The sequence below is a fragment of the Rouxiella aceris genome (assembly GCF_012933545.1).
Classification (GTDB): Bacteria; Pseudomonadota; Gammaproteobacteria; order Enterobacterales; family Enterobacteriaceae; genus Rouxiella; species Rouxiella aceris.
Window position 1 is genome coordinate 137,940 of sequence record NZ_JAADJU010000011.1, and the last position, 23,260, is coordinate 161,199.

Below are 23,260 nucleotides of genomic sequence, written 5' to 3' on the forward strand. Positions count from 1 at the left end.
TGACTCCTTAACTTACGATCATATCGTCGCGGTGCACGGCAACGGGACCGTATTCATATCCAAGAATGTCGCTGATCTGCTGAGAATGGTGTCCGGCAATCATGCGCATTGCATCACTATTATAGCGGCTTACGCCGTGGGCCAGATCGCGCCCGGAAAGGTTACGAATGCGGATCACTTCGCCACGCGAGAAGTCGCCTTTCACCTCGCGAATGCCTTTCGGCAGCAGTGAACTTCCGCGTTCGAGCATGGCGGCAACCGCACCATCATCAACAGTAACTTCACCCGCAGGGGGCGCACCAAAGATCCAGCGTTTACGGTTCTCCAGCGGTGTCTCCAGCGCGTGGAAACGTGTCCCCACCGAGTTGCCGGCAATCACATCGGCGATCACGCCAGGCAGGCTGCCTGCGGCAATAATGGTATCAATACCGGCACGGCAGGCCACATCGGCCGCCTGCAGCTTGGTGGCCATGCCGCCGGTACCCAGACCGGAGACGCTGTCACCGGCAATTTCACGCAGGGCGTCGTCGATACCGGTAACTTCGCGGATCAGCTCGGCTTGCGGATTAGTACGCGGATCGGCAGTAAACAGGCCGGGCTGATCGGTCAGCAGCAGCAGTTTATCCGCACCGGCAAGAATAGCCGCCAGCGCAGAAAGATTGTCGTTATCGCCCACTTTAATCTCGGCAGTGGCCACGGCGTCATTTTCGTTTACCACCGGCACGATATGGTTATCGAGCAGCGCATTCATGGTGTCGCGGGCGTTAAGGAAGCGTTCGCGATCCTCCAGATCGGCGCGGGTCAGCAGCATTTGCCCGATATGGATACCGTAAATGGAAAATAGCTGTTCCCACAGTTGGATCAAACGGCTTTGCCCTACCGCTGCCAGCAATTGCTTGGAGGCAATGGTCGCCGGGAGTTCGGGGTAGCCAAGGTGTTCACGCCCGGCGGCAATGGCACCGGAGGTGACGATAACAATACGATGCCCTGCCGCATGCTGCTGCGCACACTGACGCACCAGCTCAACAATATGGGCACGGTTAAGGCGGCGTGAGCCACCGGTGAGCACGCTGGTGCCCAGTTTTACAACCAATGTTTGGCTGCCACTCATAATCTTTCTGCCGTTTTCTTTAAGTAAGGATCGAAAGGACGAAATATATCCGCCAAAGTTCAGCGACAGGCAACCCGCAACGCCATGGTCTCTGCATCATGAAAAAAGCCGGATAAGTCTCTTATGTTGTCTTTGTAACAGGAGAGAGGCGTTATGCCAACAGGCATAACGCGAAATAACAGCAGGATTGAGTAAAAGCTTAGCGATCAGGCCGAAAGTTTGATCGGCTGTTTGTCAGAATCGTCTGCGGGTACCAGTTTAAGTTCCATTTCTGCAATCATGGCATGCAGATTTTTATAGAAACCTTGCAGAGTTGATTCCAGCTTCTCCATCACTTCAGCATTTTTAATCGGTTGTGCCTTCCAGTTGCCTTCCTTGTCAAACAGGCCGTACTCGTAAACATAGGTAAAACGGTCACTCTCTGCTTGCAGCTCTATCCACCAACCCCAGAACTCACGCTTTTCCGGCGCAGGTTTTACGTTGACGCAAACTGCCAGACAATCGAAAAAGAAACGCTCATTCTCACATTTCGCTTCACGAATATAGGGCCCCAGGGTGCCGAAACGTTTCATTAGTCTGCTTTTAGGATGACCACTCGGTAACGTCATGTACAACCTCCTTATGTAGACCAATATTTGTAGCAAACCGTCTAGAATTAGCAACCTTTTCGTTAGGACAACTTTAAGGAAATCCACTGACAAATATCTTTCAGCGCCCGGTCAAAGTTGGCATACAGCGGTGTGGAAGGAATGGTAATCACCTTGCCATCCGCGCTGGAAGCCGCAATAAGCCTCGATTCTTCTTTCGGACTGAACGGATCCTGTTCCCAATAGCCGGAGAGCATTGGCGTGGGCGTTCTGCGACCCAGCAGCCCCTGCGTTTTCAGAGAATACCTATTAAGTTCAACTTTAAGCGCCGCGTCACTCGCCGAGTTCATCCCAATGCGGCTGGCCAGCACATCCATATACATATCGGGAATGCGTTGCTGACATTCGGCGTCGGTGAGCAACTGGTGGACGATAGGCCCCAGACAGGCCACGGCGCGGATTTTACGCGGCTCGAGATAAGCCAGGCGCACCGCTACATTGCCGCCAAAGCGAGCCCCAAACAGCGCGACACGGGTCCCGTCCACCCAGGGAATTTTATCCAACTGAGTCAGCACCTGCTGGTGCAATACGCTGGTATCCTGCGTCAATTTACAGTGAGAAGAGAAGCCTACCGACGGCATATCAATGGTGATCATGGCAATACCCAGCGGGGCGAGGTAGCTATGAAACAGGCGATGGTAGTCGCTTTGCAACGCATCCAGCCCGCCACATACCAGCACCGCCGGGAAAGGTGCTTGACCAATATTTGGCAAATGGATAAAACCGCCAATAGGTTTGGTGCCTTCCACCGGCAAGGTAAACTCTTTCAGTCGATACGGGGAGTGCTGCGCCGCCTGTTCAAACGCTTTATAGGCCAGGGTTTCCGACTGTTCGGCCAGGATATCGCCCTTAAGATGGGGGTAACCGGCAACGCTGTAGAAGTTGGCCGCTTTTAGCCAATATTCGCTGGCCTTTTCAGCATCCTCCTGTTCCTGGGCTTTCTTCTGCCAAACCATGGCCTGATTTGACCATTCGTATACCCAGTTTCCACTGCGATAGCCCACCACGGTATCAAGCAACTGCGGATCAGTATGCTCGGCGGTCGAAGCCGCAATCCGCGACAGTACTTCTTCTACTTCCAGCGGATCGATGCCACGCCATAGCCACATCAGCCGGTTAATAGTGCGATACCAGCAGGGATCCGTTTGACCTTCAAGGGCAGAATGGATCTCTGGCGAACTGTGGTTGTTAACACGATGGACCAGCGTAGAGGTTTCAGGATACTTAAATTTGGGTTTGAAGAGTTTTTCAGAAAGATTTGCAGGTGCCATGTCAGTTAACCTTCCCTATGTGACAAGCAGGATGATGCGGCCGCGCCGCTCAAGAGCTGAATTATAACAAAGTCTGTCAGGGGCGTATGCGGGGGTAAATCAAAAACGCGGGCATGGAGAGAGATAACATTGGTATGTTTATCGGAAAACGCCCGGAAAACCGGGCGCTTATAAATGATGCGCAAAAGCCTTTCACCTGCAGGTTGCCTGCGGCGAAAATAGCCTGGCGAATTATTTTCCTACGATTGGCGGGACAAATACCACGCCCATATCCCAAGGCTGTTCGATCCAGGTATCTTGTGGGATATCAATAACGTAATCATCAACCAGTGGACGACCTGCCGGTTTGGCAAAGACGGTAACGAAATGCGCTTTCGGGTACATTTCACGGATCGCCTGGGCAGTACCACCGGTATCTACCAGGTCATCGATGACAATAAAGCCTTCGCCGTCACCTTCTGCGCGTTTGAGAATTTTCATTTCGCGTTGATTGTCATGGTCGTAGCTGGAGATGCACACGGTATCGACGTGACGAATATTTAGCTCGCGCGCCAGCAACGATGCCGGAACCAGTCCACCGCGGCTAACGGCAATAATACCGGTCCATTGTTCTACCGGCAGCAAACGCTTGGCCAGAGTGCGGAGATGAATTTGCAGCATGTCCCAGGTTACAACGTACTTTTCGCTCATGTTTTAACTCTCAAAAAAGGGATATCCCCGCCGCTTAACTAAAGGCTTTAAAGAAAATTTTATTCAGGGGAAAAATGGTTGCGCGAGATTATAGTGACTCCCGCTGTTAAAAACCAGTGGTTATGCGGCTGCGCACCGTCAAAATTCCGCGATTAAAGCGTCGCGGTGGCGCGCACGTCACCGGAGAAAGTGATATTCTGTTAAAAATTTTGTCATCAAACCTCAACATCGATCAGGAGACTCACAGTGTCTGAACTGTCTCAGCTTTCGCCTAAAACATTGTGGAATATTTTTGCCAAAATTTGTGCAATCCCCCACCCTTCTTATCATGAAGAAGAACTGGCAACCCACATCATGGAATGGGCAGCAAAACAGGGTATCCCGGCTGAGCGCGATCAGGTGGGCAATATTCTACTGCGTAAACCCGCCACGCCAGGTATGGAAAAGCGTAAACCGGTGGTGCTGCAGGCGCACCTCGATATGGTGCCGCAGAAAAACAACGGTACCGTACACGACTTCACCAAAGATCCTATCCGTCCTTATATTGACAATGGCTGGGTAAAAGCGCGTGGAACGACCCTCGGTGCCGATAACGGTATTGGTATGGCCTCGGCGCTGGCAGTTCTCGGCGATGACAGTGTTGAACATGGTCCGCTGGAAGTGCTGCTGACCATGACCGAAGAAGCCGGTATGGACGGTGCTTTTGGTTTACAACCCAACTGGCTGCAGGGCGAAATCCTGATTAACACCGACTCGGAAACCGAGGGTGAAATCTATATGGGCTGTGCCGGTGGCGTGGATTTTATCACCACTCAGCCGCTGCAACGCGAAGCACTTCAAGCTGGCTTTACCACCCTGACCCTGACTCTGAAAGGTCTGAAAGGCGGCCACTCAGGTGCTGATATTCATCTTGGTCTGGGCAATGCCAACAAGCTGATGGCCCGCTTCCTGTGTGTTCACGGTGAAGAGTTCGGAGTACGTCTGTTAGATCTTAACGGCGGCACGTTGCGTAACGCGATCCCCCGCGAAGCTATCGCCCATTTGGCGGTGCCTACCGAGAAATTGGCTGGCTTTAAAACTGCCGTCGCCGCCTTCCTGAATACCGTGACTTTCGCCCTGGCTGCGGTGGAAAAAAACATCGAGTTTGTGGTCGAAGCGACAGCAAACGACGGCAAGGCGTTGACCAAAGAGAGCCAGGGTCGTTTCCTGGGGCTGCTTAACGCCACGCCAAACGGCGTTCTGCGTATGAGTGATGATGTCAAAGGCGTAGTGGAAACCTCGTTGAACGTTGGCGTGGTGACCATGAATGAAAATGAAGCGCAAATCATCTGCCTGGTGCGCTCGCTGATCGACAGCGGTAAAGATTACGTGGTCAGCATGCTGACTTCACTCGGCGAGCTGGCCGGTGCCAAAACCACGCCAAAAGGCGGTTACCCAGGCTGGAAGCCAGACCCAACTTCGCCAATCATGGCGCAGGTGCGCGAGGTGTATCAGGGATTATTTAATAAAACGCCAAATATTATGGTGATCCACGCTGGTCTGGAATGTGGTCTGTTTAAAAAACCCTATCCTGATATGGATATGGTTTCTATTGGGCCGACCATTACCGGGCCACACTCGCCGGATGAGCAAGTGCATATCGGCAGCGTTGAACTGTACTGGCAGTTGTTGACCACCTTGCTTAAAGCGATCCCTGAGCGCGCTTAATTCGCAAGCAGCATAACACCCCGTCAGGGGCATGGCCCAGGGAAGGGCCAGATTAGGCAGTTGCCACCGGTTTATTCCCAGGGCAACAAAAGCTGGCGCTCAATTTGTGGATCCTGCAAGGTGACATGTAGTCCCACCAGTCGTACCCCTCGCCCGCCGCGGCGCATATTCCACGCCTCCTGCGCGACCTTGAGTAAATCCTCTTTGTTTAATACCGGCCAAACATGCTCTTGTGTCGTTTGCTGAAAATCATGAAATTTCAATTTTACCCCCTGACGGGCAATACGCAGATCGGGACTAACCCGCGTCAGTCGCAGCTCTAACTCGGGATACAAACGCTCAATCAGCGCGACACAGCTTTCCCAGTCATGGATATCCTCCGCCAGCGTTCGTTCAACCCCCACCGACTTGCGCAACCGCTCCGGAGAGATCTCGCGCTCATCAATACCCTGACAACGCTCCCATAGCACCCGGCCAAATTTGCCAAATCTTTTCAGTAAAATAGCCAAATCATAGTGCTGCACATCACCGCAGGTCAGCAGGCCGACCTCTTGCAGTTTACCTGCCGTGACCTTGCCCACCCCGGGAATTTTCGCCAGTGGCAAATCTCGCAGAAAACCGGCCACCTTATCCGGGGTGATAACAAACTGGCCGTTGGGTTTATTAAGATCGGAGGCAATTTTAGCCAGAAACTTGATGGGTGCCACTCCGGCAGAGGCCGTCAGATTAAGCTCGTCTGCGATGGTCTGGCGGATCTCGCTGGCAATCAAGGTTGCGGAGCCGCTGCACGCGGTGCAGTCGCTGACATCAAGATAGGCTTCGTCGAGAGACAGGGGTTCAATCAGCGAGGTATAGCGAGAAAAAATTTCGCGGATATGCCGCGAGGCTTCTTTATAAGCCTCCATGCGACCGGGGATCACTTTAAGATGCGGACAGAGCTTAAGCGCCATGGCCGTTGACATGGCGCTGTGCACACCGTAGCGGCGAGCGGGATAGTTGGCGGTGCTGATCACGCCACGGCGGTCTTTACTGCCGCCAATAGCCAACGGGATATCGCGCAGAGAAGGATCGTCGCGCATTTCAACGGCTGCAAAAAAGCAGTCCATATCAACGTGAATGATTTTTCGCATAGCCCCTCCGTATCGACAACTGTATAAGTATACAGCCATTTAGCGCAATCTCAAGCAAGGTTAATGCGCCGAATAACGCCATTAATTTGCCTTACTTTTGTAAAAACCTGCAAATAAAGGCTTTTTTCTTCACGATTGGGAAATAAATTACATTTCAGGGCATTGATAAAAATTTAATCAGTATTAATATGACTGCGTTCAAGAAACTTGAATATCAGTGGCAGTCCGCTGTGTGATGAGGCGGATAGAAATAATAAAATCAATATAATTATTAAAGCAGGATAAAGAATGGTCAGAATCGCGCTATTTATTGCGATGCTTCTCAGTTTGCCGGTTTTTACCATGAGCAACGCTGTCGCCAGCGAACAGGTTCAGGTAGGAAGTGCGGCTCAACAGCAATTACTAGGTTCACCTGTTTATATTCAGATATTTAAGCAAGAACGTACCCTTGAGCTTTACGCCAGGGTCGAGGATAAATTCCGTCTGGTGGGTGCCTATCGCATCTGTGATTTCTCAGGCGGATTAGGCAACAAACGTCGTGAAGGCGATTTTAAAAGCCCGGAAGGCTTTTATAATATCGATATTCATCATTTGAAGCCTGATAGCAGATTTTACCGCGCAATTAATGTCGGTTTCCCCAATGACTATGATCGTGCGCAAGGTTATTCAGGTAAATATCTGATGATCCACGGCAACTGCTTATCCATTGGCTGCTACGCCATGACCGATGCCAATATCAACGTAATTTATAATTACGTGCATGCGGCGTTCGACAACGGCCAGCGCAATGTGCAGATCAGTATCTATCCTTTCCGCATGACAGATACCAATATGCAACTGCACAAGAACTCGTTCTACATTAATTTCTGGCGTCAGCTGCAACCTGGCTATGCCTACTTTGAAAAGTACCACCAGCCGCCTATGGTCTCGGTATCAAACGGCAATTACGTGGTCAATCAAACACCTATGCAGACACAACCGGCCTCACAGCTGGCGTTCGCCACGGTGAAATAAGGCAAACTCACCTGGAGCAATCTTGTTCCAGGTTTCATTGCCGGTTAGCGGCTGGGTCGCAATGACCGTGACGACATCATCAGGTGTCGTCTGCTGCTGAAAATCAATCTCGACATCCTGATCCAACAAGGTCGCTTTCCCAAAGGGCGCCCGCCGGGTGATCCAATAAAGGTTGGTCGAACAGTAAGCCATCACAAAATGCCCATCCGACAACAGCATATTAAACACCCCTTTCTGCCGCAGCTGATCCGCCAGTGATGCAATAAAGCGAAATACCGGCGGCCAACTGCCCGGTGTGCGCGGGTAACGCTGGGTCAATTGATGCAGCAGCCAGCAAAAGGCGTATTCACTGTCGGTCTGTCCAATCGGCCGCAGTGTACCGGTATCCAGTTGGCGATAACCGCGCAGTTGCCCATTGTGGGCATAGGTCCAGTTGCGCCCCCACAGCTCGCGGGTAAAGGGATGCGTATTCTCCAGCGAAACCTCGCCACGGTTAGCCTGACGGATATGGGAAATCACCGCGCAGGATTTGATCGGGTACTCCTGCACCAAACGGGCAATCGGCGAGTTAAAGCTGGGCTGTGGATCTTTAAAGGTTCGGCAGCCATTACCTTCATAGAAGGTGATGCCCCAGCCATCCTTATGTGGGCCGGTCAGCCCGCCACGTTGCACCAACCCGGTAAAACTGAAGCAAATATCCGTAGGGACATTGGCGCTCATCCCGAGCAGTTCGCACATTGCCGCTCTCCTTAATAAGGTGACATCACCCTCTGCGGTGTCAAAAAACAAAAAGCAGGCCTGAAAGTGGCGCTTACCCCAGGTAAACCGCATTCTCAGCCTGCTTTTAACCTCGTATTGGCACGCAGGTTGGCTTATTTGGCCATCTCTTTTTCGATCAGCATAATCAGGATATGGATCACTTTAATGTGGATCTCCTGCACGCGGTCGGCATAACCAAAGTGTGGTACGCGGATTTCGACATCAGCGCCCAGCGACGCCATTTTACCGCCGTCCTTGCCGGTCAGGGTGATCACTTTGATACCTTTGGCCTTGGCAGTTTCAACGGCTTTAATCACGTTGCCTGAGTTACCAGAAGTGGAAATGCCCAGCAGCACGTCACCTTTCTGACCTACGGCTTCGAGGTAGCGGGAGAAGATATACTCATAGCCGAAGTCGTTGCTGACGCAAGAGATATGACTGACGTCTGAAATCGCAATCGCCGGGTAGCCTGGGCGATTATCGCGATAGCGACCGGTCAGCTCTTCGGCAAAGTGCATGGCGTCACAGTGCGATCCGCCATTGCCACAGGAAAGCACCTTGCCACCCTGTTTAAAAGAGTCGGCAATCAGTTTTGCGGCGCTTTGAATAGCGGCAATATTCTGGTCATCGCTGATAAATTTATTGAGTACTTCAGCAGCTTCGTTGAGTTCACTACGGATACTATCCAGGTACATGGCAGCCTCTTAGAGTTCCTTTTGCAGCAGATTGACGAACGTAAGGCCCTGGCGCAGTGTAGAAAAGTGCAAGGTTCCATTTACGTCCGACGTTATAACGCAAAAAATGCATTATAGGTTTAGTCCACTGGCTCAGATAAATGTTCCACTGCCAAGTGTAACGGAAAGCCGAAAAGCCGAGAAGACTTCCTGCCATCTTCCTGCGGATACTTTGCGCTTTTAACGCATAGCGCACCCAGTTTGTGAGCTAAGTTGTAATTGAGATGTAAATGCATTGATAAAGCTTTTGGCATGGACTAAAACCTTAGTATCAACTCAACAGGTCCGACCTCCTACAACTCAGGAGCTTTACTATGATGGTTCTTAGCATTGTTGCCCTATTGGTGATTATTGGTGCGCTGTTTTATCACCGTATAAACCTGCTGTTAAGCAGCATTATTGTGCTGGTGTATACCGCCGCGATGAGCGCGTTACACCTGTGGACACCCTGGCTACTGCTGCCGTTGGCGGTGATATTGCTGCCATTTAATTTGCTGCCACTGCGCCGAGCCTTGTTCTCCGGTCCGGCATTGCGTACTTTCCGCAAAGTGATGCCCAGTATGTCACGCACGGAAAAAGAGGCCATTGAAGCCGGGACCACCTGGTGGGAAGGCGATCTGTTTAGCGGCAAGCCAGACTGGCAAAAACTGCATAACTACCAGCAGCAAACCCTGAGCGCTGAAGAACAGCAGTTTATTGACGGGCCGGTTGAAGAAGCCTGCCGCATGGCCAATGATTTTCAGATCACCCATGAGCTGGCCGACCTGCCGCCAGAGCTGTGGGCCTATCTGAAAGAGCACCGCTTCTTTGCGATGATCATTAAAAAAGAGTATGGCGGGCTGGAGTTCTCTGCTTACGCTCAGGCACGGGTATTGCAAAAACTGGCGGGAGTCTCGGGGATTCTGGCGATCACCGTCGGGGTACCCAACTCCCTTGGCCCTGGGGAACTGCTGCAACATTACGGTACCGATGAGCAAAAAGATCACTATTTGCCACGGCTGGCAAAAGGTCAGGAAATTCCCTGCTTTGCGCTGACCAGCCCGGAAGCCGGTTCCGATGCCGGGGCAATCCCCGACCAGGGTATTGTCTGCATGGGAGACTGGCAGGGCCAGCAAGTGTTGGGCATGAAATTAACCTGGAATAAACGCTATATCACGCTGGCCCCCATTGCCACCGTGCTCGGACTGGCCTTTAAATTAAAAGATCCCGATCACCTGTTGGGTGACGTTGAAGACCTGGGCATTACCTGTGCGCTGATCCCGACGCAAACGCCAGGCGTGGAGATCGGCCATCGCCACTTTCCGTTAAATATTCCGTTCCAAAACGGACCCACGCGCGGTAACGGCATTTTTGTGCCTATCGACTACATTATCGGTGGACCTAAAATGGCCGGTCAGGGCTGGCGAATGCTGGTTGAATGCCTGTCCGTAGGACGCGGTATCACCCTGCCGTCCAATTCAACCGGCAGTCTGAAATCGCTGGCGCTGGCTACCGGTGCCTACGCCTATATCCGTCGTCAGTTCAAACTGCCTATCGGCAAAATGGAAGGTATCGAAGAGCCGCTGGCGCGTATTGCCGGTAATGCCTATGTGATGGATGCCGCCGCTACGCTGATCACCAACGGTATTATGCTCGGAGAAAAACCTGCCGTGCTGTCGGCGATTGTCAAATATCACTGTACCCATCGCGGTCAACGCGCGGTAATGGATGCCATGGATATCACCGGTGGCAAGGGCATTATGCTCGGCGCCAGCAACTTTGTGGCCCGCGCTTATCAAGGGGCACCGATCGCCATCACCGTCGAAGGGGCCAATATTCTGACGCGCAGTATGATTATCTTTGGTCAGGGGGCGATCCGTTGTCACCCTTATGTATTGAAAGAGATGGCGGCGGCGGAAACCAACGATTTACCGCTGTTTGACCGTGCACTCTTTGGCCATATCGGTCATGTGGGCAGCAATAAAATGCGCAGCCTGTGGCTCGGTTTGACCAATGGCCGCACCAGCGCCACGCCGGTGCATGATGCCACCCGCCGTTACTATCAACATATCAACCGCCTGAGTGCTAACCTGGCGCTGCTGGCCGATGTTTCTATGGGGGTTCTTGGCGGCAGTCTGAAACGTCGCGAGCGTATTTCGGCGCGGCTGGGAGATATTCTCAGCCAACTGTATCTGGCCACCGCCACGCTAAAACGCTACGACGAAGAGGGACGCAATGAGGACGATCTGCCGCTGGTGCACTGGGGCGTGCAGGATTGCTTGCATCAGGCCGAGACGGCGATTGACGATCTGCTGCGCAACTTCCCTAATGCGATTATTGCCGGAATGATGCGTCTGGTGATCTTCCCGCTGGGCCGCGTACATCCGGCACCTTCCGATAGGCTCGATCATCAACTGGCCCGCATTCTTCAGGTGCCTTCCGCTACCCGCAGCCGCATTGGTCGCGGTCAATATCTGGTCGCCAGCGAGCATAACCCGGTCGGGCAGCTTGAGGCGGCGCTGGAAGATATGCTTGCCGCCGAGCCCATTCATAAACGGCTGTGCGAAGCCATGGGTAAAAAACTGTCGTTTACCCGACTGGATAAGCTGGCACAAATGGGGATGGACGCCGGTCATTTGAGTGCCGACGATGCGCGCATTTTGGCACGGGCAGAAGAGAGTCGCTTACGCTCGATCAATGTCGACGAGTTTGAGCCGGATCAGTTGGCACAGCAACAAGCTGAAACCCCGCGCCCGGCTTCCCGGCATACCGAAGCGGCGTGATCGCATTGCCCTACAGCGACGAGGTCCAGGGATGGGCCGTGTAACGCCGTCAATAAAGGTGAAGTTTGATGAGCGGGTTGTTTGGATAAGCGAGATGTTCGGGCATAGCATCCCCAGCAGTACCTTCCCTAAAAACGAATTTTGTGAACATTCTGGATCTGCTTAAAATATTACCGCTATACCTACTATGCCAGTCGGCATTAACTGACTGGCATTTTTATACATCATGATGAATTTATTTTGTTTTTATCCTTCACTCCCCGTCGATGTCAGGAATAAAAGCCGTTAGTCGAGCCTGCGCCGCGTCACAAAACGACAAGAAGAATTTGAGTTAAATCACGTTGAGCCATTAAGATAACGGTATCTATCCATTTGAAATTTAAATAAATTTAATATTTAAGTTTTTTTCTTTCCACAGGAGACAAAACCTCCTTTGGCGGTGAGATCCTTAGCGATGGCCCGGCTTTACGGGCGATGCCCCCCTGAAACAGCAAGCACTGACTCTCAGGGCGTGACAGCATAGTATTTTGTTGAACGCGCTGAAAATATTAACCTGCATCTATTAAAGGATTAATTATGCCTGTTTACCATCTCAGTACCCGTATTAAGTCTAACGTTCCACCCAGTTACTTGTTGTATGATTTGTATATTTACCGTATGGACTCGAACCGAAATAAATATGCATTGGTTAATGTGAAACAGCAACCATTTCTGGAAAATTATGAAACCCAGCGACATATAACCGAAAATATTGACGAACCACTTTCGACCATCTATATCATGGAAGTCACGCTTTACAGGAAAACCCTGCTTAACACGTTATGCGTTTCTCCCACCCCCTTTACACGAATGTATACGTTGGAAGAGTTTGTTTCTGGTAAAGCCTGGTCCCAGGTTAAGCGGGAAAATCCCTGTTACTATGAATCAACCGGCACCATGAAACCGGTAAGTGAAGGGGGAGAAACAAAGATTATAAAGATATCCACTCCGGAGCGGCCTTTTATTGCAAAAAAATATCCAATTGGTAGTCCTGGTGATCCATTTGAAAAAAATTTAATAGAGCAACAAATTAATAACAGATTTAACCATGTTAATTTCCCAACACAAAGTGGTGCCAGCGTATGCGGTCCGGCTGCGTTTTTTTACTGCCTGCAAAAGGATCGCCCGGATGTTTATGCACAAGCGGCACGGCAATTATGGCGGTATGGGAAAACCAAAATTAGAGAGCTTGAGATCTTGCCAAGTGAAGGGTGTCGCCACCCAACTGGATATTTTAGCGGGAACATCTCTGGTCTTGACTGGATGACGCTGGCGGGGTTAAGGGATTCCGAAAATGCAGTATTAAGCTTTGATACTCTCGATTCTCCATTTGCTGGAGTCACCATGTGGCAAACACTGTCGGAGTGGTTTGAAAAAGCAGGTTATGAAAAAATATTTAGTAATGTAGGTATTACCTATGCTGGTATCCAGGGTATTCGTGACTTAAATGAATATGCGCAGAAAGGTTATAAAGTAGTGACATTAATTAATGATGGTCTTTTAGGCCGTAGCAATTCAAATTTAACTGTGCCTACTCATTGGATTGTCTGGGATGGGCCTGTAACACAAGAAGCTGATGGAAGTGTACATTTGGATTTATTTTCATGGGGTGATGTATTCGATCAAATAAAAAACGGCAAGGATATCTATTTTTTCATTAACCGTTTCTTTGGAGGAATGGTTTTTAAACCATTAAAATAGCATGCAAAATATCTTGCTGATTTTTTTAATATTTTCCTTATCCGCATGTACCTTGCATGCCCGTTTTACTCCTGAAAGCGATAAGCTTAATGATGCTACACAGGGTGTAACTTATTATGAACAGATAAATATATTTGGTGGTCCTGTTTATTCTTTCGATAAAAATGGGAGCCCAAAATTGGTTGGCGAAATCACCCCTAAGGATACAGGTCTGTATGTTCAACAATGTAATGACAAAATGCGTAACAATTGCATTCAAATCAGAGGGGTACCAACAAAAGCAGGGATAGTCAAAGTGCGTGTATCTGGCGGTTTATCTGGAGCTATGCTGCAAAAATCCAGTCAATTCGATAAGACCTACACAATTATCATCAAAAAACCTGAAGGCTCCTCCTAAGATCTTTTGCTTGGCAGATCGCGAGATCGCTGAGTTGCATAATACCCGGGGCATTAACGCAAAAATGCCAGTCAGCATCAACTGACTGGCATTTCTTGCTAACCGGTAATGCGGAAGGGTTTTATTGGCCTTTGCGCGGACGTATGCGCATGGTTAGACCTTTAAGGAAATAGCGCAGAACCTGGTCGCCGCAAGGACGGTAATTCTTATGCCCCTCTTTACGGAAGAACGCGCTTAATTCACCTTCGGAAACTTTAAAATCGGCAGCAGCCAGTACGCTCTGCAGGTCTTCGGTTTTTAGCTCAAAAGCGACACGCAGTTTTTTCAGCATCACATTATTGGTAACGCGCTTTTCCACTTCCGGTGCCGGGAAGCGATCGTCTTTACCGCGTCGAAAGAAAATCAAGCCATTGAGAAAGTTCGCCATAACTTCGTCCGGGCAAACCATATACTCCGCTTCATCTTCTTTTTTCAGATAACGCGACATCACCGGTGGACTAATGATGGTTCCGGTAGACGCCAAAATCTCAATCAGCTTACCTTCGCTCAGGTCGAGCATATAGCGTACGCTGCGCAAGACATCGTTATTCATCATAATTCTTTATTCCCGTGTGGGTGATTGGTAAACCGAGGGCCACACCGGGTTTGCCCGCTGGCACCTCGTCGGCGGGCATTATACAAGGCTGGGGCACAATCGCCCCTTCTTTTATGCAGGCTTCTTTGATGAATACCGCAATTTACTCTAGTTACTCATGACCCAGCCCGCCGTGTCAGCCATTTTGACGGATACGGGCGATCAGTGCTTCAATATCGTCGATCTGTGGCGCAGTAATGATCAGCCACTGTCCCAGACTTAGCGCATGACGCTGGCAGTCGGCACGCATTGCTGCATCGGCGATGCTATCAAGGTCGGCAACATGGGCAAAACCAATGGTGCGGCGGATCAGCTCAGAGCCGCAGAAACCAACGGCATCATGCCAGACCTGCTGTAAGAAATACTCGGCATAACCGGCTATCGCCAGCGCCGGATCCTGCGTTTTATCAGCCGCCAGCTGCAGAAAACGTTCGCGAAAGCTCAACCACAGATCGCGCAGATCCTGTAAACGCTGTTCCCGTCCGTCCGCCGCCTCGCGCGTGGCCACCAGCCCCGGCAAACCGCAGTAGTTGAGCAGTAGATTGCCCATCGCGGTACCGAGGTCAAAACCCATCGGACCGTAGAATCCAAACTCGGCATCAATGGCTTTCAGCTTGCCTTCGGCGACAAAAATCGACCCACTGTGGATATCACCGTGCAGCAGCGCTTCGGCATGGCTAAGAAAACGCTGTTTCAGTGCAGCCACCGCCAGAAGCAACGGGCGGTCTGCCCGCAAGGCATCGACCTCCGGCTGTAATAGCGCATCGAAATGATTACGCTCATGAACAATATAAGGATCGGTAAAGAACAGATCTTCGGTGATCTGGCAGAGTTCCGGGTTAATAAAGCGGCTGACTTCGGCCTTTTTATATTGGGCATTCTGATAAAAATCTGAAGTGTGAAACAGGCTTTGCGCTAAATACTCACCCAGTTGGCTGGCCGCCTGCGGATAATATTTACCCTTTAGCAGCTCGCTACGCCAAATCAGATGATCGGAGAGATCCTCTTGCACCATCACCGCCAGTTCGGCGTCATGATGCAGAATGTTGACCGTATGTTGAGGACAAAACTGACCGTGCACCAGCAGAGTTTCAGCCTCTATACGCGCACGATCCAGCGTCAGCGGCCAGGATTCTCCTACGCAGCGCACATAAGGCAGCGCCTGTTTGACGATGACACGACTCACGCCAGCGGTATCACGAATTTTAAATACCAGGTTCAGGTTACCGTCACCGATTTCATCGGCAGTCACCAGTGATTGCGGATCCTTGACGCCAGCAAACTGGCGAGCGTATTCCACGGCATCTGCGGCATTAAATGTGTAATAACGTGACATGCTATCCTCTCGTGATCTTTGCTTATTTTTACCCGTATTGATTAGTGTTAACGCAGCTCTCGCAACGGAGATGATGCAAAATTTTGCGCCAACCTGAGCCAATAGCCATAAAAGCATTTAGACGTCTATACATCCGAAACTTATGTTGGCAGAATAAGCAACCAGATGCAACTACGCAACAGGGATTTAACTCACAATGCAAACACTCACTACCACCAGTTTACGTATCCGTGAAAATCAACTGTGGATACTGGATCAGCAGGCATTGCCCCAGCGCGCACAATGGCATCATTGCCGCAGCGTGGACGACCTGGTCGGCCATATCCATGCCCTGCGCGTACGGGGTGCGCCGCTGATTGGCTTATCCGCCAGCCTGCTACTGGCACAACTGGCCGAAGAAGGGCGTGACGTGGCCAGTCTGCAACAAGCACTCAGCACCCTCAGGGCTTCGCGCCCTACCGCGGTTAATCTGATGAACAATCTCGATCGGATGAAAATCGCCCTGCAACAACCCGACTATGTCGCCGCAATGGTGCAGGAAGCCGAGCGACTGGTAGCGGAAGACCGTGAGTTATGCGATCGCATTGCCAATCACGGTGCCGCACTGGTTAAACCGGGCAGCCGTCTTTTGACCCACTGCAATACCGGCGGTTTGGCTACCGCAGGCGTTGGTACCGCGTTGGGAGTCATTTTGCGCGCCCATCAGCAGGGCAATGTCGCTCAGGTCTGGGTGGATGAAACCCGTCCGCTGCTGCAGGGTGGCCGACTGACCGCCTGGGAGCTGGGTGAATACGGCATTCCTTATCAATTGATTTGTGATTCGATGGCGGCCAGTCTGATGGCCAAAAAACAGGTTGATGCTATCTGGGTAGGTGCCGACCGCATTGCCGCCAACGGTGACGTTGCCAATAAAATTGGCACCTACAGTCTGGCAGTGCTGGCACATTATCACGGTATCCCTTTTTACGTGGCCGCCCCCCATACTACCCACGATCCCGCCTGCGCCAACGGCGAGGCCATCCCCATTGAGCAACGCGCCGCCAAAGAAGTCACCGGCGTCTCCGGCAGCTTTGGCGATGTGCAATGGGCACCACTGGATGCTCAGGTCTATAACCCGGCGTTTGACGTCACGCCAGCGGCCTTAATCAGCGGATGGGTGCTGGATAACGGCGTGATCACCCCGCAGCAAGTGCAAGAAGGGATATTCAGAAAAACAATAAGTTAAACTATCTAACTGAAAAAACCGGCACCTATAAAGAAGAACGGCAAAACTACAGCATTACTAATGATTTTCGCTGTAGTTCTGTATGTCACTTTTCAATTCATTGTTAGATAAGTTAATTAATTATAAAAAACATAAATTAATCTAAAGATTAATTTGAATCCGCCGATAGTTCCCTTGCTTATTTTAATTTGTAAGGGATTTATACATGAAGAAAAGTAGACTATGGAGCACAACGCTTCTCGCCGCGGCTATCCTTAGCGGCTGTGCCACGGAGTCCTCACATACCGTTGAGGTAGCTAAAGTCGCCAGCTACAACACGCCATATCAAGGACAACGGAGTCCCATCGCTGTAGGGAAATTTGATAACCGCTCAAACTATATGAACGGTATCTTCTCTGATGGTGTGGACCGCCTTGGCAATCAATCTAAAACAATTCTGATCACCGATTTACAGCAAACCGGCCGATTTACCGTATTGGATCGTAGCAATATGGATGAGATTAAGGCCGAAGCCGGTATCAAAGGACAAGCGCAAACCTTAAAAGGCGCAAATTATATTGTGACCGGGGATGTGACCGAATTTGGTCGTAAAGAAGTCGGCGACCAAGCACTTTGGGGCATTCTGGGCCGGGCAAAATCTCAAATTGCCTATGCCAAGGTCGCACTGAATATCGTTAATGTCCAAACCTCAGAGGTGGTCTACTCCTCACAGGGTGCAGGGGAATACAGCCTCTCCAATCGCGAAATTATTGGCTTTGGTGGCACCGCCAGCTACGACTCAACGCTAAATGGCAAAGTCCTGGATCTCGCCATTCGCGACGCAGTAAATCATCTGGTTGATGGAATTCAAAACGGTGCCTGGCATCCAACTAATTAATGGTTAATGGAATAACAAAACAATGAAACTAAGCGTGCAGAAAGTTGGCTTGCTGGCAGCAGCATTATTAATGGCCGGTTGTGCCAGCGAGACAAAAAAACAGTCACTCTATAGCTGGAATAGTTACGAACCGACACTTTACCAATATTATAAAAGCGATAAAACCGGCCCTGAACAACAGATTGCCGAACTCCAGAAAAACATAGAGCAAGCAAAATCCACAGGTAAATCTGTACCACCAGGTTTGCATGCTCAAATGGGTTTATTGTATGCCGATACCGGTCACACTGATTTGGCATTTCAGGAATTCAAGACTGAGAAAACTTTATTTCCAGAATCAGCAGCTTATATGGACTTCTTGCTGAAAAATAAAAAAGGGAGCATGAAATGAAACGCCTTCTCGCCAGTATCTGTTTATTAGCCAGCATAATGTTGACTGGCTGTGCGAAACCGACACATTACGACTACACAGCATTTAAAGAAAGTCGCCCCCACTCTATTCTGGTATTACCGCCGGTTAATAAATCACCGGATATCAATGCCACACATAGTTTTTTATCACAAACAACCAAACCCCTTTCTGAAGCAGGCTATTACGTCTTTCCGGTTGCTGTCGTAGAAGAAACATTTAAGCAAAACGGCATGACATCGCCAGAAGATATGCGGACGGTCAGTACGGGAAAATTACGTGAGATATTTGGAGCTGATGCAGTCATGTATATTGATGTGACCGACTATGGCACTAAATATATGGTTGTTGACAGTGAAACCCGAGTGACTGCCAGCGCTCGTCTGGTCGATTTGCGTAACGGTAAGTTATTGTGGTCGGGCAGTGTGTCCCACTCCGACAATGCAAATACCAACAGCAATAATGGCATACTGACGATGTTAGTTGTCGCAGCCGTGCATCAAATATCCAATAATATCTCGGACAAAAGCTACACCATAGCGGGTTATACGAGTAATGAATTGCTCAGCCCACATAATCCTTATGCCCAGGGTCAGACATATACTCAACCAGGTGTTATCTCTACGGGGATTCTTTACGGTCCACGCTCACCTGATTATGGTAAAGACAAAAGCTAAGTCTTTCCCTCTGGTACTGGCAAGGGCCTAAATTCAGGCCCTTGCTTCTTTTTTAGCTGACTACTCCCCCAAACGCGGATAAGCATCGGCAATGGCATCACCGGTAAAGTGCGCGATCCAGCCTTCGGGATTATCAAATAAACGGATGGCGGTAAACGACGGCGAGCCACCCATATCAAACCAATGACGCGTATTGGCAGGCACCGAAATCAGATCGTTTTTCTCACAAAGGATCTGGAAAATCTTGCCGTCAAGATGCAGACAAAACAGACCGGCACCAGCCACAAAAAAGCGCACTTCGTCTTCACCATGAGTATGTTCAGACAAAAATTTGCGCCGTAGCGCTTCACGCTGTTCATGATCCGGACGCATGCTGATCACGTCCCAGCTTTGGTAGCCTTTTTCTGCCACCAGCTTATCTATCTCATGCTGATAGGCGGCGATCACCTGTTCAGGCTGCGGATTATCGCCCAGATCACGGTCGGCTTGCCAACGCTCAAAACGCACGCTGATCTTGCCAAGTTCACCCGCAATTTCCTCGGCGTCGCGGCTTTGCCAGACAGGGGCTGAGGGATCGCTGTCGCTGAAAATAGTCAATGCACTCATTGCAAACTCCTGGAACGTGGGATCAGTCGAGCACGATCTGATCGAAACGGTTAACCTGCGTATGTTCACTCAAGGTGTCGGCCTCGTCGCGGATCAGCTGACAAGTGCGCCAGCCGGCCTGACGCGCGGCATCCAGCTCCTGGCGAATATCTGACAAGAAGAGGATATCCGACGCCGGCAGCATCAGCCGTTGAGCAATATTCTGATAAGACGCCACTTCCCGCTTGGCCCCCACGCGGGTATCAAAGTAGCCACTAAACAGCGGGCAGAGATCCCCTGCATCGCTGTGGCCAAACAGCAGCTTCTGCGCCTCTACCGAACCGGAGGAGTAGACGTAAAGTTTAAGTCCCTGCGCCTGCCACTGGGTCAGTGCCGGCGGCACATCAGGGTAAAGATGGCCATGAAAATCTCCGGCGCTATAACCGGTACGCCAGATAATGCCCTGTAGCGTTTTCAGGGCGGTGGATTTTACGTCTTTATCCATATAAACATAGAGTTGGTCAACCAGCGTGGCGATCTCGGCCTGGGGCTGATTGATCTCCTGACGCAGGGCATCCAGCGCCTGCAAAACTTCAAGATCTTCAGCGTGGCGGGGAATAAAATCGGCAAGGCGGGCGCGGGCATAGGGAAAAAGCACCTGATGCACAAAGCGGATGTCGGTGGTGGTCCCTTCAATATCAGTCACAATGGCGCGGGTCATTTGGCCTCCAGCAGGCGTCGTTGTAATTCACACTGAAATAAAAACTCCAGTCCTTCCAGGTGGCGACGCGCCTCGGCAATATTTTTGCCCCAACAGGTCAGGCCGTGTCCGCGCACCAGAAAACCATATTGTAGCGGATGTGCATGTGCCCGCTCGGCGATCTCCGCCGCCAGCGCGGCAATATCCTGACTATTATCGAAAATCGGGATCACCACCTCGTCGAGATGACTGCGTTGGCCGGCAAGGGATTTTTGCATTTCGTAGCCCTGCAGACGTAATCCCTGGCTGCGCTCGACGCGGGAAAGCACGGTAGAATTGACCGAATGGGTGTGTAATACCGCACCCACCTCCGGGTAAAGGCCATACAGCAAAGTATGCAGTCCGCTTTCGGCAGAAGGCGTTCGGCCACTGGGCACATGGTTGGTCGCAATCTCAACCTGTAAAAAATCGTCCGCCGTCAGCAAACCTTTATCTTTTCCCGACTCGCTGATCAGACAGTATTGCCTGTCTTGACGCAGGGACATATTACCGCCGGTGGCCGGACACCAGCCCTTTTCGCCTATCCAGTGACAGGTGGCAACCAGCGCATTAAGAGGGTTATTTTCGGTCATCGTTATTCCTGAAACAGGGTGTGGTTAGGAGGAACAGCGGGTACTTTGTTACTGTTTATTATGATTCGCTATGAGTTAGATTATTCCGCTATTTAGCCGTTTAAACATCTAAGCGTCTCGATTGCCAAATCTTAACATCCTGCTGTATTATCGACAACATAGGCATCGCGAAATGCGACCACCCAGCTTTTATCACTCTCAAGTCACTGGCGTCTGGAGCAAGAAAGCCCATGAGTACAGCAGCACTGATCCCACAGAGCAAACTGCCCGCGTTGGGGACCACAATTTTCACGCAGATGAGCGCGCTGGCACAAAAACATAATGCGATCAATTTGTCACAAGGCTTTCCTGATTTTGATGGTCCCGAATATCTTAAACATCAGTTGAGCGTCCACGTGGCCGCCGGTGCCAACCAGTACGCGCCGATGACCGGCACCCCGGCGCTGCGTAACGCCATTGCCGCCAAAACCGCCCTGCTTTACGGTTATCAACCCGATGCCGACAGCGATATCACCATTACCTCTGGCGCTACCGAAGCACTGTACGTGGCGATCACCGCGCTGGTTTCTGCCGGTGATGAAGTGATCAGCTTCGATCCCAGCTATGACTGCTATGCGCCAGCGGTGCAGTTGGCCGGCGGGGTGATGAAGCGCATTCAACTACAGCCACCGGCGTTTAAAGTGGACTGGGCACAGTTTGCTGCGCAGATCAGCGATCGAACCAAAGTGGTGATCATCAATACGCCACATAATCCTACCGCCACCACCTGGCGCGCAGAGGATATCGACCAGCTATGGCAGATTATCGCCGAGCGCAATATTTTTGTGATCAGTGATGAAGTGTACGAACATATCTGCTTTGCCGAAAACGGCCATGCCAGCGTGCTGCGTCATCCGCAACTGCGCCAGCGCGCCGTGACTGTTTCGTCATTCGGTAAAACCTTTCATATGACCGGCTGGCGTGTGGGCTACTGCGTCGCCCCGGCAGCCATCAGCGTAGAACTGCGAAAAATTCATCAGTTTCTGACCTTCGCCATTACCACCCCGGTGCAACTGGCGCTGGCCGATATGCTGCGCGAACACCCCGAGCACTGGCAGGAACTGCCGGAATTCTACCAGGCCAAACGTGACCGTCTGACGCAGGGGCTGGCCAATAGTCGGCTGAAAGTGTTGCCCAGCGCAGGCACCTATTTCCTGCTGGTCGATTACAGCGATGTCTCGGATCTCGACGACGTTGCATTCTGTCATTGGTTGGTTGAACATGTGGGGGTGGCGGCGATACCGCTGTCGGTATTCTGCGCCGAACCTTTCCCTCATAAACTGATCCGCTTGTGCTTTGCCAAACGGGAAGCCACGCTGGACGCTGCTGCGGAGCGCCTGTGTCAACTTTAAAACTTTCGTTACTCCAGCAACCGCTGGTATGGCTGGACGGTGAGGCCAATCTCAAACACTTTGACTCCTTGCTGGGGCCGTTGATTAATCGCGATTTGATTATTCTGCCTGAGATGTTTACCACCGGTTTTGCCATGCAGGCCCCGGAACGTGCCTTGCCGGAGTCCAGAGTGATCGCCTGGCTACAACAGTGGGCCAGGCAGCTTAATGCCATGATTGGCGGCAGCGTTGCCCTGTCCACCGACAAAGGGGCGGTTAACCGTTTTCTGCTGGTTGAACCGCAGGGCAAAGTCCATTTCTACGATAAGCGTCACCTGTTCCGCATGGCCGGTGAGCATAACTACTATGTTGCCGGTAGCCGTCGTGAAGTGGTGGAATGGCGCGGCTGGCGTATTTTGCCGCAGGTTTGCTATGACCTGCGTTTCCCGGTCTGGTCGCGCAACGCACAGGATTACGACCTGGCGTTGTATGTCGCCAACTGGCCGGCACCGCGCACCCATCACTGGCAAACGCTGCTCACTGCCCGCGCCATTGAAAATCAGGCCTATGTGGCGGGCTGCAACCGCGTGGGAGATGATGATAACGGTCATCACTACAGCGGTGACAGTCTGATTATCAATGCCAAAGGCGAGGAACTGGCACGTGCCGAACCCGGTACCGCCATGATTATTGAAGCCGAACTGTCGCTGGAAGAGCTATTGGATTACCGTCATGCCTTCCCGGCCTGGCGCGATGCCGATAACTTTTTACGCCACGATTAATCCCCGCGTCGATCCCCATCTGCATACCGAAACAGGACCTAAACTCCTGTTTCGGTCACCTATTTAAATCA

At 51.1% G+C, this 23,260-nt stretch carries 23 protein-coding genes; 11 read left to right on the top strand and 12 right to left on the bottom strand.

Annotated features, from left to right (window positions below; genetic code table 11):
- Positions 1–7: 7 nt before the first annotated feature.
- The 4 genes from proB to gpt form a co-directional block, all read right to left on the bottom strand.
- Positions 8–1,111: a glutamate 5-kinase gene (gene proB / locus GW590_RS19400; RefSeq protein ID WP_169404715.1), complete on the bottom strand. Its 1,104-nt coding sequence runs from the start codon at positions 1,109–1,111 to the stop codon at positions 8–10.
- A gap of 206 nt (positions 1,112–1,317) precedes the next feature.
- On the bottom strand, positions 1,318–1,719 hold the full coding sequence (crl, locus tag GW590_RS19405) for a sigma factor-binding protein Crl (protein WP_169404716.1): 402 nt from the start codon (positions 1,717–1,719) through the stop codon (positions 1,318–1,320).
- 62 nt (positions 1,720–1,781) lie between these two features.
- Complete coding sequence (frsA, locus tag GW590_RS19410) at positions 1,782–3,029, bottom strand: esterase FrsA (protein ID WP_169404717.1); 1,248 nt, start codon at positions 3,027–3,029, stop codon at positions 1,782–1,784.
- Between the two features lie 231 nt (positions 3,030–3,260).
- On the bottom strand, positions 3,261–3,719 hold the full coding sequence (gpt, locus tag GW590_RS19415) for a xanthine phosphoribosyltransferase (protein ID WP_169404718.1): 459 nt from the start codon (positions 3,717–3,719) through the stop codon (positions 3,261–3,263).
- A 246-nt stretch (positions 3,720–3,965) separates the two neighbouring features.
- Between gpt and pepD the strand changes: the two genes are divergently transcribed.
- Positions 3,966–5,426 (top strand): beta-Ala-His dipeptidase, encoded by a 1,461-nt coding sequence (gene pepD, locus GW590_RS19420; RefSeq protein ID WP_169404719.1) that lies wholly within the window; start codon positions 3,966–3,968, stop codon positions 5,424–5,426.
- 71 nt (positions 5,427–5,497) lie between these two features.
- Here the strand turns inward: pepD and dinB are convergent, their stop codons facing one another.
- Positions 5,498–6,556, bottom strand: a complete 1,059-nt coding sequence (gene dinB, locus GW590_RS19425) for a DNA polymerase IV (RefSeq protein WP_169404720.1) — start codon at positions 6,554–6,556, stop codon at positions 5,498–5,500.
- Positions 6,557–6,844: 288 nt separating this feature from the next.
- Here dinB and dpaA point away from each other — a divergent pair, with 288 nt between their 5' ends.
- Positions 6,845–7,570, top strand: a complete 726-nt coding sequence (gene dpaA, locus GW590_RS19430) for a peptidoglycan meso-diaminopimelic acid protein amidase (RefSeq protein WP_169404721.1) — start codon at positions 6,845–6,847, stop codon at positions 7,568–7,570.
- Here dpaA and GW590_RS19435 read toward each other — a convergent pair.
- Together GW590_RS19435 and lpcA are read right to left on the bottom strand one after the other, a co-directional pair.
- A complete protein-coding gene (locus GW590_RS19435; protein WP_169404722.1) occupies positions 7,541–8,308 on the bottom strand; it encodes a class II glutamine amidotransferase in 768 nt (255 codons plus the stop codon). The genes dpaA and GW590_RS19435 overlap by 30 nt on opposite strands.
- 134 nt (positions 8,309–8,442) lie before the next feature.
- Positions 8,443–9,024 (bottom strand): D-sedoheptulose 7-phosphate isomerase, encoded by a 582-nt coding sequence (gene lpcA, locus GW590_RS19440; protein ID WP_169404723.1) that lies wholly within the window; start codon positions 9,022–9,024, stop codon positions 8,443–8,445.
- Between the two features lie 353 nt (positions 9,025–9,377).
- On the opposite strand from lpcA, the gene fadE reads away from it, so the two are divergent.
- From fadE to GW590_RS19455, 3 genes are all read left to right on the top strand, one after another.
- Entirely contained in the window at positions 9,378–11,825 is a 2,448-nt protein-coding gene (gene fadE, locus GW590_RS19445; protein WP_169404724.1) for an acyl-CoA dehydrogenase FadE, read from the top strand.
- A 576-nt stretch (positions 11,826–12,401) separates the two neighbouring features.
- On the top strand, positions 12,402–13,565 hold the full coding sequence (locus GW590_RS19450; RefSeq protein WP_169404725.1) for a hypothetical protein: 1,164 nt from the start codon (positions 12,402–12,404) through the stop codon (positions 13,563–13,565).
- 1 nt (position 13,566) lies between these two features.
- The gene (locus GW590_RS19455) at positions 13,567–13,962 is read left to right on the top strand and encodes a hypothetical protein (protein ID WP_169404726.1); all 396 of its coding nucleotides are present in this window, start codon (positions 13,567–13,569) and stop codon (positions 13,960–13,962) included.
- 121 nt (positions 13,963–14,083) lie between these two features.
- On the opposite strand, the gene GW590_RS19460 is transcribed toward GW590_RS19455, so the two are convergent.
- Together GW590_RS19460 and mtnK are read right to left on the bottom strand one after the other, a co-directional pair.
- The gene (locus GW590_RS19460; protein ID WP_169404727.1) at positions 14,084–14,557 is read right to left on the bottom strand and encodes a YehS family protein; all 474 of its coding nucleotides are present in this window, start codon (positions 14,555–14,557) and stop codon (positions 14,084–14,086) included.
- Between the two features lie 175 nt (positions 14,558–14,732).
- Positions 14,733–15,932 (bottom strand): S-methyl-5-thioribose kinase, encoded by a 1,200-nt coding sequence (mtnK, locus tag GW590_RS19465; RefSeq protein WP_169404728.1) that lies wholly within the window; start codon positions 15,930–15,932, stop codon positions 14,733–14,735.
- Positions 15,933–16,128: 196 nt separating this feature from the next.
- Here mtnK and mtnA point away from each other — a divergent pair, with 196 nt between their 5' ends.
- The 4 genes from mtnA to GW590_RS19485 all read left to right on the top strand — a co-directional run bounded on the left by mtnA (position 16,129) and on the right by GW590_RS19485 (position 19,120).
- Complete coding sequence (mtnA, locus tag GW590_RS19470; protein WP_169404729.1) at positions 16,129–17,157, top strand: S-methyl-5-thioribose-1-phosphate isomerase; 1,029 nt, start codon at positions 16,129–16,131, stop codon at positions 17,155–17,157.
- A 205-nt stretch (positions 17,158–17,362) separates the two neighbouring features.
- Complete coding sequence (locus GW590_RS19475) at positions 17,363–18,034, top strand: CsgG/HfaB family protein (RefSeq protein WP_169404730.1); 672 nt, start codon at positions 17,363–17,365, stop codon at positions 18,032–18,034.
- Positions 18,035–18,056: 22 nt separating this feature from the next.
- Positions 18,057–18,425: a DUF4810 domain-containing protein gene (locus GW590_RS19480; RefSeq protein ID WP_169404731.1), complete on the top strand. Its 369-nt coding sequence runs from the start codon at positions 18,057–18,059 to the stop codon at positions 18,423–18,425.
- Positions 18,422–19,120, top strand: a complete 699-nt coding sequence (locus GW590_RS19485; RefSeq protein ID WP_169404732.1) for a DUF799 domain-containing protein — start codon at positions 18,422–18,424, stop codon at positions 19,118–19,120. Before GW590_RS19480 ends, GW590_RS19485 begins: the two co-directional genes overlap by 4 nt.
- Before the next feature lie 60 nt (positions 19,121–19,180).
- Here GW590_RS19485 and GW590_RS19490 read toward each other — a convergent pair whose 3' ends face one another.
- Genes GW590_RS19490 through GW590_RS19500 form a run of 3 tightly spaced genes read right to left on the bottom strand, consistent with a single transcriptional unit; the run spans position 19,181 to position 21,037 of the window.
- On the bottom strand, positions 19,181–19,726 hold the full coding sequence (locus GW590_RS19490) for a 1,2-dihydroxy-3-keto-5-methylthiopentene dioxygenase (protein ID WP_169404733.1): 546 nt from the start codon (positions 19,724–19,726) through the stop codon (positions 19,181–19,183).
- Positions 19,727–19,748: 22 nt separating this feature from the next.
- Complete coding sequence (mtnC, locus tag GW590_RS19495) at positions 19,749–20,426, bottom strand: acireductone synthase (RefSeq protein ID WP_169404734.1); 678 nt, start codon at positions 20,424–20,426, stop codon at positions 19,749–19,751.
- On the bottom strand, positions 20,423–21,037 hold the full coding sequence (locus tag GW590_RS19500; RefSeq protein ID WP_169404735.1) for a methylthioribulose 1-phosphate dehydratase: 615 nt from the start codon (positions 21,035–21,037) through the stop codon (positions 20,423–20,425). The genes mtnC and GW590_RS19500 overlap by 4 nt, the downstream gene beginning before the upstream one ends.
- Before the next feature lie 230 nt (positions 21,038–21,267).
- Between GW590_RS19500 and GW590_RS19505 the strand changes: the two genes are divergently transcribed.
- A complete protein-coding gene (locus tag GW590_RS19505; protein ID WP_169404736.1) occupies positions 21,268–22,428 on the top strand; it encodes a pyridoxal phosphate-dependent aminotransferase in 1,161 nt (386 codons plus the stop codon).
- Entirely contained in the window at positions 22,416–23,189 is a 774-nt protein-coding gene (locus tag GW590_RS19510; RefSeq protein ID WP_169404737.1) for an amidohydrolase, read from the top strand. The genes GW590_RS19505 and GW590_RS19510 overlap by 13 nt, the downstream gene beginning before the upstream one ends.
- Positions 23,190–23,260 lie beyond the last annotated feature (71 nt).